The sequence below is a fragment of the Cuspidothrix issatschenkoi CHARLIE-1 genome (assembly GCF_002934005.1).
Classification (GTDB): domain Bacteria; phylum Cyanobacteriota; class Cyanobacteriia; order Cyanobacteriales; family Nostocaceae; genus Cuspidothrix; species Cuspidothrix issatschenkoi.
Window position 1 is genome coordinate 1 of the sequence record NZ_PGEM01000034.1, and the last position, 12,825, is coordinate 12,825.

At 38.6% G+C, this 12,825-nt stretch carries 13 protein-coding genes and 1 pseudogene; 8 read left to right on the forward strand and 6 right to left on the reverse strand.

Annotated elements, in window-relative coordinates:
- Nucleotides 1-251 precede the first annotated feature (251 nt).
- The 3 genes from CUN59_RS05730 to fraI form a co-directional block, all read right to left on the reverse strand.
- Nucleotides 252-923, reverse strand: a complete 672-nt coding sequence (locus CUN59_RS05730; protein WP_104386934.1) for a HupE/UreJ family protein — start codon at nt 921-923, stop codon at nt 252-254.
- Between the two features lie 77 nt (nt 924-1,000).
- Nucleotides 1,001-2,752 carry an ABC transporter ATP-binding protein gene (locus CUN59_RS05735; protein WP_104386935.1) on the reverse strand — a complete coding sequence of 584 codons (1,752 nt, stop codon included), beginning with the start codon at nt 2,750-2,752 and terminating at the stop codon, nt 1,001-1,003.
- 327 nt (nt 2,753-3,079) lie between these two features.
- On the reverse strand, nt 3,080-3,763 hold the full coding sequence (fraI, locus tag CUN59_RS05740) for a septal nanopore formation protein FraI (RefSeq protein ID WP_104386936.1): 684 nt from the start codon (nt 3,761-3,763) through the stop codon (nt 3,080-3,082).
- Nucleotides 3,764-4,434: 671 nt separating this feature from the next.
- On the opposite strand from fraI, the gene CUN59_RS05750 reads away from it, so the two are divergent.
- The 5 genes and pseudogenes from CUN59_RS05750 to CUN59_RS05770 form a co-directional block, all read left to right on the forward strand.
- Complete coding sequence (locus tag CUN59_RS05750) at nt 4,435-5,325, forward strand: DUF2382 domain-containing protein (RefSeq protein WP_104386938.1); 891 nt, start codon at nt 4,435-4,437, stop codon at nt 5,323-5,325.
- 55 nt (nt 5,326-5,380) lie between these two features.
- Entirely contained in the window at nt 5,381-5,563 is a 183-nt protein-coding gene (locus CUN59_RS05755; RefSeq protein WP_104386939.1) for a CsbD family protein, read from the forward strand.
- An 87-nt stretch (nt 5,564-5,650) separates the two neighbouring features.
- Entirely contained in the window at nt 5,651-6,283 is a 633-nt protein-coding gene (locus tag CUN59_RS05760) for a signal transduction histidine kinase (STHK), LytS (RefSeq protein ID WP_104386940.1), read from the forward strand.
- A 14-nt stretch (nt 6,284-6,297) separates the two neighbouring features.
- On the forward strand, nt 6,298-6,765 hold the full coding sequence (locus CUN59_RS05765; protein ID WP_104386941.1) for a BON domain-containing protein: 468 nt from the start codon (nt 6,298-6,300) through the stop codon (nt 6,763-6,765).
- Between the two features lie 155 nt (nt 6,766-6,920).
- A pseudogene (locus tag CUN59_RS05770) lies at nt 6,921-7,100 on the forward strand (CsbD family protein); the annotation flags it as partial.
- A gap of 429 nt (nt 7,101-7,529) precedes the next feature.
- Here CUN59_RS05770 and CUN59_RS21915 read toward each other — a convergent pair.
- A complete protein-coding gene (locus tag CUN59_RS21915) occupies nt 7,530-7,688 on the reverse strand; it encodes a hypothetical protein (RefSeq protein WP_243406880.1) in 159 nt (52 codons plus the stop codon).
- A 138-nt stretch (nt 7,689-7,826) separates the two neighbouring features.
- Between CUN59_RS21915 and galE the strand changes: the two genes are divergently transcribed.
- Both galE and CUN59_RS05780 read left to right on the forward strand, forming a co-directional pair.
- Nucleotides 7,827-8,825 (forward strand): UDP-glucose 4-epimerase GalE, encoded by a 999-nt coding sequence (gene galE, locus CUN59_RS05775; RefSeq protein WP_104386942.1) that lies wholly within the window; start codon nt 7,827-7,829, stop codon nt 8,823-8,825.
- Nucleotides 8,826-9,101: 276 nt separating this feature from the next.
- On the forward strand, nt 9,102-9,554 hold the full coding sequence (locus CUN59_RS05780; RefSeq protein ID WP_104386943.1) for a DUF29 domain-containing protein: 453 nt from the start codon (nt 9,102-9,104) through the stop codon (nt 9,552-9,554).
- A 9-nt stretch (nt 9,555-9,563) separates the two neighbouring features.
- Here CUN59_RS05780 and CUN59_RS05785 read toward each other — a convergent pair whose 3' ends face one another.
- Nucleotides 9,564-10,202: a hypothetical protein gene (locus CUN59_RS05785; protein ID WP_104386944.1), complete on the reverse strand. Its 639-nt coding sequence runs from the start codon at nt 10,200-10,202 to the stop codon at nt 9,564-9,566.
- Complete coding sequence (locus tag CUN59_RS05790) at nt 10,177-11,403, reverse strand: urease accessory protein UreH domain-containing protein (protein ID WP_104386945.1); 1,227 nt, start codon at nt 11,401-11,403, stop codon at nt 10,177-10,179. Before CUN59_RS05790 ends, CUN59_RS05785 begins: the two co-directional genes overlap by 26 nt.
- Nucleotides 11,404-11,625: 222 nt before the next feature.
- Here CUN59_RS05790 and CUN59_RS05795 point away from each other — a divergent pair, with 222 nt between their 5' ends.
- The gene (locus CUN59_RS05795; RefSeq protein ID WP_104386971.1) at nt 11,626-12,600 is read left to right on the forward strand and encodes a M20/M25/M40 family metallo-hydrolase; all 975 of its coding nucleotides are present in this window, start codon (nt 11,626-11,628) and stop codon (nt 12,598-12,600) included.
- Nucleotides 12,601-12,825 lie beyond the last annotated feature (225 nt).

The following is a 12,825-nucleotide window of genomic DNA, read 5'->3' on the forward strand; positions in this document are numbered from 1 at the left end:
AACGAACCACAGAGGACACAGAGAAAGGAAAAGAACAAATTCGTGACGTACTCCACACACTCCCTTTCAGGTGAGTGTGGGCTTCTCAGCGACTCTTCTGTGAAGACATTGACTGAGCTTTAAGACCGTGCGCCCCACGGTTCTTTGGTTGAGCAAAACAATTAGTTTTTGTTTTTATTTCAATAGACCTGTCCGCAATATATACAAAAAAATGGTGGGCAATGCCCACCAGAGGAATTATTGCATTCAGGTTAAATAAATGAATACCCCAAAAATACGATACCAATGGCACAAAAAGCTAAAGCGGCAAAACGGATAATTTTAGGCAATATTTGGTTAATTTCATTGAGGGCAAAAGTTAAACCAATTTCTCTGGCGCTGAGGATAATTACTGTTTGGCTTAGAGCAACTCCAATGATATAGGTAATAGCAGTGAATGTTTCTGCTCCGATGATGTAGGTAGCACCTGCATAACCTTGAAAGATGCCAGCAATGGCGCTGAATATGGCTATGGCTAACCAGTTGATAGAAATTTGTGTCAGGAGCATTGCACCAATAACAATGGTACAAATGGCAATAACTATTGCTGGTGCTGGTAACATGACTGGGGACAAATTAATTAGTTGTCCACAGATAGCAGCAATGATAAAAGTGATATTTAACCAATGACTACGGGCAAATCTGGCAGAGTATAAACCCAGTGCCAAAATACCTGCAAATCGGTCTAAACTGATGACTGGATCTGCTATTCCCCAAATTAAACCTTCCCAGATATTGGTAACATAATGTTCAATGGGTGATCCGCCGGCGGAAGTTAACAAACTAATAACCAATAAAACAGCGATCGCCCCTAGAAGACGTTGCTGTTTAAATGTGGGCAAATTATCGGAATCAGAAGCTAATAACTGTGCATTTTTAAACATCTTTAGTTTATGCCAAATTCGGTTTGTGGGTGATTAATCTTACTGTTAATCATGACAAAAATTTATCCCTTTGGGATCTAATGCAGTAGTTCTTCTACTTGATGCTGATTCCATAAAGTTTTGTAAATTCCCGGCTGTTGTAGGAGTTCGGCGTGATGACCCATTTGGATAATTTTACCTTGCTCCATGACCAAAATTCGGTCTGATGTGGCGGCGGCGGAAAGTTGGTGGGTAATAAAAATTACAGTTTTTCTTTTTATACTTAGGGACAAATTGGCGAGGATTTGGGTAGCCGTTTGATTATCTACACTGGAAAGGGCATCATCTAACAGTAAGATGGGGGCATCAATTAACATTGCCCTAGCTAAAGCTGTCCGTTGTCGCTGTCCTCCAGAAAGGGTAATACCACGTTCACCGACGAGGGTTTCGTATTTTTGGGGGAAATTCTCAATTTCTGCGTCAATTTGCGCCATTTTGCTGGCGTAAACTACATCTTCTTCCGGTGTAATGGGGTCGCCATAACGGATATTATTTTTGACTGTGGTACTGAATAAAAAGCTATCTTGAGGGACGTAGGCGATCGCACTGCGTAAATCGCTTAGAGCTAGTTTAGTAATGTCCACACCGTCTAAAAATAACTGTCCTGGCTCAATATCTAATAATCTAGGAATGGCATTGGCTAAGGTAGATTTTCCTGACCCAATGGTACCAACAATGGCGACTACTTCTCCCGGAGCAATAGTAAAATTAACATCCTCTAAAGCTGGAGTCTTTGCACCGGGATAAGTGTAATTAAAATTAACTGCTGTTAATTCCCCTTTAAGTTGACTTGCTTCTAGATGAATAGTATCTGGTGTATCTTGAATTTTCGGAGTGACACTGAGAATAGTTTCTAAGCGATCAATACTAACTTCACCTCGTTGGTAAGCTGTAATGGTAAATCCTAACAAAGCGGTCGGGAATACCAAACGCTCTACATAAATCAACAACGCCAAAAAATCGCCAATTGCCAGAGTTCCAGTAGATATTTTGACTGTACCCAACCAGATGATAATTAAAGAACTGAGATTTGCTAATCCACCAATAAGAGGAAATAGGGTATTGCGACTTTTAGCTAGTTGTAGGTTAGCTGCTAATAGCTGCTCATTTTTCTGATTAAAAGCTTGGCGCTCATTTTCTTCTTGGGCATAAATTTTAATTAATGCCATACCACTGATATCTTCGCGTACCAGTTCACTAATTTCTGAAAGTTGCTCTTGGACTATGGTTTGTTCCTCCCGCAAGCGATCGCTAAACAAATGCACCATCAGAAACATAAATGGATAAACTGCTAATGATGCGAATGTTAGTTCCACACTCAAAGACAACATGACTGGTAATGTCAAAGTATAGGCAAATATAGTATTAGCCAAGCTCAAAACCGCAAAACCTAACAACCGCCGAATATTATCTACATCACTGGTAGCTCGACTAATTAAATCTCCCGGTGTGTTAATATTAAAATAAGCAGGTTCTAATCGCAGTAGATGTTCAAAAATCCGTTGTTTTAAATCAAATTCTACCTGTCTACCTACACCAAAGATCCAAATCCGAGAAGCCATTCGCATCATCCACATAGCAGAACTAAGTAGGGCGATAATGATTGCATAACGGATGATCTCATTAAAACTAAAACTTGTGGAAAGTGTATCTACCCCTGAACGAATTAACAATGGGATATAGACACCTAACCCATTGACAACGAATAAGGCAATAATGCCTAAGAAAGTTTCCCGCCAATGGGGGCGTAAATAATTACCGATTTTATTAAGTCTGTGAGAATTGGCCATGCCAGAAATTATGTAATTTTTTGGTAGTCCCTAATTACAGCATAATTAATGAATCAATTTTGGATTGACGTTAGCGAAGCGTACGCAGCGCGGCGAGTATTTTGGATTTTGGATTTACTCCACCCTAAATTGCGGGGCTTCTCTGATTTTAGATTGCCGATTTTGGAACTAATTCTGCCCTGAAGGGGCGGGGGTTGTACCGAAAATTTCCAATCCAAAATCTAAAATCCAAAATCTAAAATTTTTCAGTCGGGAGTTCAGTAAAAAGAATCAATAAGGAAATTTCCCACCCCTGCTCCTCCGCGCCCCTGCCTCTGTATCTGCCAATTACGTGCGACCACGTAAGAAAACATAAATCTGATTGAGATAACTTTCCCATACTTGGGTAGTAAGTTGCAGGGTTTCCGCACTGGGAACAAAGTCTTCTACCCGTAACCCTCTTGTCCCAATTTCTTGAGGATTTTGTAGTAGATAGGGAGGAATGTTCACATTCAGATTATTCAAAGCTATGGAGGGAGAATTTATCGCTCCCATTGGTGGGATGATATTTTGCTGAATATCTGAGGTTGTAGAACCAATATAGTTAGACCTATAAGCTAGTAAAAATGGGGGATTTGGCTGATTTAGGTTCATGCCCTCAACGGCAGCAATTGGTGATCTGACTAAGAAGTAAGCGATCGCTGGAGTGCTGGACAGAATTAAAATCGTTAACGCCCATCCTAATAGGAAGCCTCCCGGTTTGTCTATGCCACCTCCTTTGATTTTTTGCGCCGCCAGACACAACATTAAAACCGATGCTCCCAAGGGCTTGAGGGGGAAGGATATAAACCGCCATAAAGATGATACTGCTGGTTCATTAGGATTGAGAAAGGCTAAGCCTAAAACAACTATGGCCAGACCTAAAAGGAATCTACCTACAAAAGTTCCTGTGGGATAAAATCTTTGAAACAACGAGTAGGCTACGACACCTATTAGCAGCCATAGCAAAATGCGGCTTAATAACTGAAACATAAATTAACTCTCTAATTTTTTATCGCGGTAAGCCTAGAGGCCGCAGGAAGTGGATTAATTTTATCGTCAAGGTGACTTAAAAATACCTCAAACCTCACACCCAAACATTACCGTCGTAGTGATTTTAGTGCAATTTTTTGACACTTAGTGTATTAGTTGCGATTTTCTCAAAGGGTAATTTTTATATGATCTACATATAAACAAAATTGTATGCTATTAAATATACCTATAATTATTAAAACTAAAACATAACCTATAGTATGGATGTTCAGGCGGAACATCTCTACAAAAATCAGTTTCATAAAACATAAATCTGATTCCATTAAAACAGGACTTACACAAAAAGAACCGAAAGTAGGGGTAATTCATGAATTACCCCTACGCAAGAATAAGGTGTTCAGCCACATCTTACGTAAGTCCTATAAAAATCTCTCTCTAGTGGCGTACAAGCATAATCAACCCTTTGATGGACGGTCTTAATCATAAAAATATCTAATCTAAACATATTAGAACAAAAACATTAATAACTAATAACTCAATTTTACCAGGTTCTAATGTTGCAAATAATTAATCAGGTTTATAAGTATATCATTCGTTTTTGCTATCAATTAATGATCAAACTTATAAATCTATCCTCTGCCATATCTGTAAAAATTGGAGATTAAACTAGTATGTCTCTTTTAAAAATTAAGGACTTTGATCCCAACTATCGTGAAAGTTTTGAAGGTAAAGACATCAAAGGGATGGGTGTCTATACCACCGTAGATGAAAAGATTGGCACAGTCAGCGATATTTTAGTGGATGAACAAGGACATTTCCGGTATTTTGTTGTTGATTTAGGCCTATGGATTTTCGGAAAAAAAGTTTTGTTACCCGTGGGTCGTTCCCGGATTGATCATACCTCTGAACGGATTTATACAGTAGGAATGACCAAACAACAAGCAGAAAATTTACCTGAATTTAACGAACATAAAGAAATTGATTACAACTATGAAGAACAAGTCAGGGGAGTGTATCGTTCTGAAGCATTCTTAGAAAGTTCTGGTACTGTAGATACTGCTACCTCTAGGTCTGCTGGTGCTACTATGGTAGCCCCTACAGCACCAACGATAAAGCCTAGTAATGGTTATGACTATCAACAAGAACCTGCTCTCTATGCACTTAATGATCAAGATCATCAAACATTCAAACTATATCAAGAACGATTAATTGCCAATAAAATCCGGGCTAAAACTGGAGAAGTTGTTGTTGGTAAACATACGGAAACAGAAACGGCGCGAGTTTCAGTTCCCATAGATAAAGAAAGAGTTGTGATTGAACGAGTAACTCCTACAAATGCGGGAGAAACAGTTGCTTTAGATGCTGATATTTTTGGTACAAAAGAAGTGGCTCATATAGACCTTTATGAAGAAACGGCGGACATTCATAAAGAAGCTTATTTACGGGAAGAAGTTCGAGTTAATAAAGTTGTAGATCACGAAACCATAGAAGCGGAAGAAATTCTCCGTCGGGAAGAATTGGATGTTAACACCCAAGAACATCCCAATGTGGAAAGAAGATAAGACCCAATAAATTTTCCCATTCGCGTTAGTAAATTTTCCATCGGGAGCAAAGATTATGAGTATGAAGAATAGAGCTAAGGCAACTGCCAAAAACGTTGAAGGTAAGGTTCAAGAAGCAATAGGTGATTTAACTGGAGATCCAAAAACTCAAGCGGAAGGTAAGGAAAAACAAGCAGAAGCGAAAATTCGCCACGCAGTTGAAGATGTGAAAGATCAAGCAAGAGAAGTTATGGAGTAGATTCAACGAGCAGGGTAGATGCTTAAATTTGCTAGAGACATTCCACCGGAATGTCTCTACAACTGTTCCCTTTTGAGAGGATAAAAAATGACTGTAATTTACAATAAACGAGCCGTAGGAGTGTTTGCTACTCATCAACAGGTAGAAAATGCTCTGAGTCAATTACGAGATAACGGATTTGATATGAATCATGTATCTGTTATTGCTAAACATACTGAGGACTTAAACCAGCGTTACCGAATTGGGGAAACACGAGTTGAACAACCCTCTGAAACAACCCATGAAGTAGTTGACGATACCAGACATCATAGTAGTTATGTTGATGAAGGTGCAAAAACTGGAATAGGTGCGGGAAGTGCGGTTGGAGGGTTGACAGGGTTATTAATTGGCCTGGGAACTATCGCAATTCCTGGCATTGGTCCAATTATGTTGGCTGGGGCAGTAGCTACAGCGATCGCTACAACTCTAGCAGGTGGGGCTATTGGTGCAGCAGTTGGCGGTTTAGTTGGTGCATTAATAGGTTTAGGAATACCAGAAGAACGGGCGCAAGTCTATCACGATTATGTAGTTGATGGAGATTATTTGGTGATTGTAGATGGTACAGAAACCGAAGTTATACGGGCAGAAACGATTCTCAAGGGTCAAGGAATGCGTGAATGGGAAGTTTACAATAGCCCAACTATTACACGGTATGCCGAGCCTGTACCGTCTCCGTTATAAAAAGGATTTAAACCATGAAAAAAATTATGCTCTTAGTCCTCAGTAGTGTTTTACTTCTGGGAACGGTTGCTTGTGATAATGCTAAAACTAGCAGCAATGCACCTGAGTCTACTGAGCAAACCGGTGAAGTTCCCACAGATCAAACAGTTCAAGCCAATAAAAGAGATGCAACTAGTCAAGTTCGTCGAGATCAACTCAATGCAGATATCCGCGCCCGTGAAGAACGCAACAATGTAACAGGAGGCGGTGCGGATCGCGCTAATAGTGATCTTGCCAGTGAAGTCCGTTCCAAGCTAGAAGCTAATATTCCCAGTGGTCAATTAACGGTTGCGGCTAAAGATGGAGCAATTGCAGTTTCGGGAACTGTACAAACTCAAGAACAATTAAATAAAATTGATCCTCTAGCTAGAGAAATTAAGGGGGTTGAAAGTGTGAAAGTTGCAGTCAAAATTGCTCCAGCAGTACCAAATCAGCAACAATGAAAATTGATTAATTTATTAATAAATCACCTATACATGAGGAAATTTCCATGATTAAATTACCACAATTCTGTAAATTCTTGCTCACCATTAGTTTAGTTTTTTTACTAGGAAATACCACAAATTTTGACGTTGATTATAATTTAGCTCAAACTCAAATCGCATCCATGAATAGAGTTGAGGCAATAACTAAAGATATTGAAGGTAAAGCTCAAGAAGCAATAGGCAATATCACAGGAAATAAAAAAGATCAATTCATGGGAAAAGCCAAACAAGCTGAAAGCAAAGTGCGTCATGGAATTGAAGATATAAAAGTGAAAACTGAAAAAGCAATGGATGACAGTATTGTCAATCCTAATTATCTTCCAGGGGGCAAAACTGAGGACATAAAAATCCAATCTCGTAACCCAGCAAATCAAATGAAAGATGATATTCGTAAGGCTTTTTAGGGCGAAACATTCGGACAATTAATTATCGGTTTTTACCCAAGACTATCATCCGAGTGCTTTGCCCTTGCTGTAGTCTGAAGACATGAAAACTGCTGATACAAGGTTGGGTTGACGCAAGGAAACCCAACTTTTTTATCATTTGGTTAAGTTACGTTATTTGTTTGGCGCGACAATGGCGATCGCATATATCAATAGGGTTTCAGGGTTTTGGCAATAGTATTGTAACTATTACCGACTAACAGCAACAAAACAACATCGCTGGTGCCAGAATTATCCCTTGAAGAAGTTCAAGCTTTACAAAGTTTGCCATAATTAACATTATCTTTTAGATCCCCGACTTCTTAAAGAAGTCGGGGATCTATATCCTCTCGCGTCAGTCAAATAACTACATTGTAGATCACCTTCAGCTATTGGTTGACCATCCTCTTTCGGGTATTCAATAGGAGTAACAGTGATGTATTCTATAGATACTGTCATGGCTATTCCCTGAAAGCAATTCGGGTTAAACTTAATATAAACTATATAATTGTCAATTGACTATTTTAGATAATCATTAAATTTAGCCTAAAAATTTAGGCTAAATTAAATTCATAAAAGAACCATTAAGGAAAAACTATGTCAATGGAAAAACCTAGCATTTTGGTGACAGGGGGAGCAGGATATATTGGTTCTCATACGGTGTTAGCACTCAAGCAAGCAGGTTATAACGTAGTCATCCTTGATAACTTGGTGTATGGACATCGGGATTTGGTAGAACAGGTTTTACAGTTAGAATTAATAGAAGGAGATACAAGCGATCGCATATTATTAGATCATCTTTTTCAAACCCGTAATTTTGCCGCCGTCATGCACTTTTCTGCATACGCTTATGTAGGTGAATCTGTAACTGATCCAGCTAAATATTACCGAAATAATGTTTTAGGAACATTGACATTATTAGAGTCAATGTTAGCGGCTTCGATTAAGAAATTTGTCTTTTCTTCTACCTGTGCCACCTATGGAGTACCAAAGTTTATTCCTATTACAGAAGATCATCCCCAAAATCCCATTAATCCCTATGGTGCAACTAAATTAATGGTAGAAAAGATATTAACTGATTTTGATGTGGCATACAATTTTAAATCAGTCTGTTTTCGCTATTTTAATGCTGCCGGTGCAAACCCCCAAGGATTATTAGGAGAAGATCATAATCCTGAAACCCATTTAATACCTTTAGTATTACAAACAGCATTAGGACAACGAGAATCTATTGCTATTTTTGGTACAGATTATCCCACACCTGATGGTACTTGTATTCGGGATTATATTCATGTAAATGACTTAGCAGATGCTCATATTTTAGGATTGGAATATTTACTAAATGGAGGTGAAAGCGAAGTTTTTAATCTAGGCAATGGTAACGGATTTTCTGTGAAAGAAGTGATTGCAACGGCGGAAGATGTTACAGGTATGGTAATATCAGTGAAGGAATGCGATCGCCGTCCTGGAGATCCACCAGCATTAATTGGTACAAGTGAAAAAGCTCGAAAAATCTTGAATTGGCAACCCAAATATTCAGGTATTAAAGATATCGTTTCTCACGCTTGGCAATGGCATCAAAAAAGGCATAAATAACGGCTGATTTCGGGAAAATGGGAGTAATTTTCTCTTTTCCCTTTTCATATCAGGTATTATAGAAATGGTTCTTCAGTACCTAATATGCAAAATCTAGTCCAAAAAATTTCGGAAAGCTTGCTATACATAAGAAATAAGCCATAATTTTGAACATTATTACAAAATATTGCCTCTTTTCCCTGTTCCCTGTTCCCTGTTCCCTGTTCCCTCTTTCAGAGTGGTTATTTAGCATAACAAGTACAGTAGAACCATAGAAATAAACAGCAAATAAATATTATGAGCCAAACATCAGTAAAAAACTTATACGAAGAAGATTTTTATCTCTGGGTCGAGGATACGGTTAGTAAGTTAAAATCACGAGATAATGAAAATATAGATTGGGAAAATTTAATTGAAGAGGTAGAGTCTTTGGGCAAAAGCCAGCGTAAAGCAGTAAGAAGTTTTCTAGTAAGTTTATTAGAACATTTATTAAAGCGGTGTTATGTACCAATGTCAGACTGTTATCGAGGCTGGGAAATTGAAATACGGAATTTTCGCCAAAGATTACAAATTGAATTAGAAGATTCACCCAGCTTGAAAACTTTTTTTACAGAAATTTTCTCGAAAAGCTATGAAATGGCATTAGACAATGTTAAAGATAGTTATCCTGATGTCTATTTTTCCGATGTTTGTCCATTTCCTAATGATGTAGATGCTATATTAACCAAAAAGTTTTGGGAAGAATTTTAGAGAATAAATTTAAGATTTCTTCATCATTTGCATCCAAAAAACTACCATACCCCCAGACAATAACAAAATTCCTAACCAAATTAAAGGCTGTACAAGTCCAATTGTTGTACCTTGGTGACTCTCATTAATATTTTGCCCAGCTTGAAGATTATCCACAGTCTTTCCTGTAGCCACAGTCACAGGAAACTTTAACTCAAAAGGTTGAAAACTTCCCTGATTTATAGGTTTACCACTTAATTGCAACTGATAAGCACCCGGTTTAGGAAAAGTAATTTTTGCCCCTGGTATACCTTCATATCTTTCAGCTTGAATAGGTTGTAATGGGGGTTCAATTAATGCCGGTTCTCCCTCCCCATGAGGTTCAGCGTAAATAGCTAACCGACAATTACAATCCTTTAAAGGAATTACCTTACCACCTTTCTGCACCAGGGCAAACCAAGCTTGAGTAGCTTCCCCGGCACGGGGATTATCATTAGGTTCTAAATGAACAGTACCACCCACATCTGCTGAAATTTTCACCGTATGGGCTAAAGCTTGACTATTTGTAGTAACTATCGCACTAGATAAAATTATTAATAATAGATACTTGATTGTGCTTTGGTATAGAGGAGAAACGGTTAATTTACCGTGATTTATTGGGGGGAACATAAAATTTTTCTAGCCGTAAATATAACCAAAAATATCGAGAACGTATCAACAAAACACCAGAGGTAATTATGGCCAATAAAATGGCTGCTAACTGGTTGTTCCAACTTAATTTTAAAGCACCCAGGTAATGAGAACCAATCAAAACTGCATGAATAGCACTCAATAACAAAGCCGGTACACTTAAAAGATGAATTTGTCGCCAACGTTTACCTAATAACTTTTGCAGAAAATCAAAACTTGTACAAGCCGCAGGAATCATTAATACCAGTGCTACAGCCCCCGCGCACATTCCCCATTGAAATTCTAACGGTAAAAACCAAACGGCGTTTAAATTCCAGCCCAGGGAATGTTCCATATTATGGATAGTATGTACTACCGATAGCACAAAAGCCCCCACTCCCAACCCCCGACGATAACGCAGGGGTGTAGACCAAAAACTATTTACAGGACGGGCAATTAATGACAGAATTAAACAAATTAGGGCAGCGTGTCCGCTATAGTCTGTCATAGTGTCCCCCGTTCGCAACAGGGTAATAGTGCCAATAATGAGAGTAACCCACCCACCCAGGCGAAATAATTGACTGCGTTTATCTTGACTAATTAACGCTGTAGAAACACCTACACCTAACATAGTGGGTAACGTGCCAATCCCAAAGGCTAACATTGTCGCTATCCCTTGCCATAAATCACCTGTAGCTGCCGCTTTAATTTGTGCCGCGTATAAAAACCCACAGGGCATTAATCCCCAAGTCATGCCCAAAAGTGCCGGTGTCCACCATTGAGTTTGTGTAGATAACTTCATCATGCCAGCACTTAAACGGTTATGTAAATCACCTTTTAATATCGGATGTAAGAGGGGAATATTGGGTAAAAAGTCTGGTTTTACCTGTCCTAAACCAAACCAGATCAACATTATACCCGTAATTACAGCGATCCACCGTCGTAAATCACTACCAACCCCCGCCAGTTGCCCACCTTGTACTAATACTGAACCAATTGTGCCAATACCCGCACCAACTAAAGCGTAACTTAACATTCGCCCCAAATTCAGTAAGGCGTGAAATTTTAATTGCTGTTGCCAACTAGGATTTTCCTGGTGGTTAGAAAGGGAAAAAGCCACTGTCAAAGGCCCACACATCCCAAAGCAATGGCCAAAACTGCCTAAAAACCCTAGCAGGGTGATAAGTGATAAATCTAACATAAGTAACCGGACAAAATTAAATTCATTTGTGATGATAGGAAACAGGGAACGGGAAACAGGAGAATAATATGTGTAATTAATTCTGTCTGAATACTTATTAATTATGAAAATTGGGAACATATATCTTTTTCATCTCTTACCACGATGATCATGTCAAAAGACAAGCTGTCAAACTTGGTGTAGTTTTAAATATTTGTTTTCTATATGTAGGATTAGATCATGATCAAAAAATGGCTCTGGGTATTGCTGGGGATAATGATTTTTATGGGTATTGGCGGTTTTTTTCAGCAACCAGCAATTGTACCGATAGTTAACAATACTCCTGTAGTGCCATCTAGTTCACCAATAAAACCTCAGACAGCAAATCATACTTTATTGGCCGACGGTGATCAACTTTTTGCCCATCTGCAACGGTTGAATTTTCGCCGTTATTCCCAAGAGGAAAGATCCCGTACCCGTACATATATCACAAATGAGTTAAGAAAATTTGGCTGGCAACCTCAGCTAGAGGAATTTCCTGAAGGTGTAAATATTTTTACCCAAAAACTAGGAACAGATAAAAAGGCTGGGGCAATTCTCGTTGCTGCCCATTATGACACCGTTCCCACTTCTCCTGGTGCTGATGATAATGCCACCGGTGTCGCTGTAGTTTTAGAAATTGCCAGACTTTTTAAGTCTTTTCCTACAGCAAAAACATTACAATTAGCTTTTTTTGACCAAGAAGAAATAGGACTTTTAGGCAGTAAGGCTTTTGTTAGCCAACCAGCCCATTTAAAAAATCTCTACGGTGCAATTATTATGGATATGCTAGGTTATGCTTGTTACACTTCTGGCTGTCAAAAATATCCTGCTGGTTTACCCGTAACCCCACCTAGTGAGAAAGGAGATTTTTTAGTAGTAGTGGGTGATATAGAAAATTCAGATTTATTAACAGCTTTTGTTAACTCTAGTGAGAATTTACCTAAAATCCTCAAATTACCTGTTCCCCTCAAAGGTTTATTAACACCAGATACCCTCCGCAGTGATCATGCACCATTTTGGTATCAAGGCGTGGGGGCTGTGCTAGTAACCGATACAGGTAATTTACGCAATCCTCATTATCATCAACCTACTGATGTTCCCCAAAATATCCACAGGAAATTTTTCACAGGTGCAGCACAAATTATTATTAATGCTACTAGTGATTTGTTGAAATAAAAACTCTTTTGTAGTGCTTACCTGTTACCTATCTGGATTCCCACAGGAAATAAACCTTGGTTACGTAAAACAGCGAACAATATCAGTCGCAATTGGTTATCTATTCGTCCTTTAGTTTTAGCTAATGGTGACAAAAAAGAAGCACATAAATTTGATATCTTAATATCTAGGGTTTGCTGAAAAAGTTGTCTGTGAGGAGAGGGAACAGGGAACAGTTTCAACTAT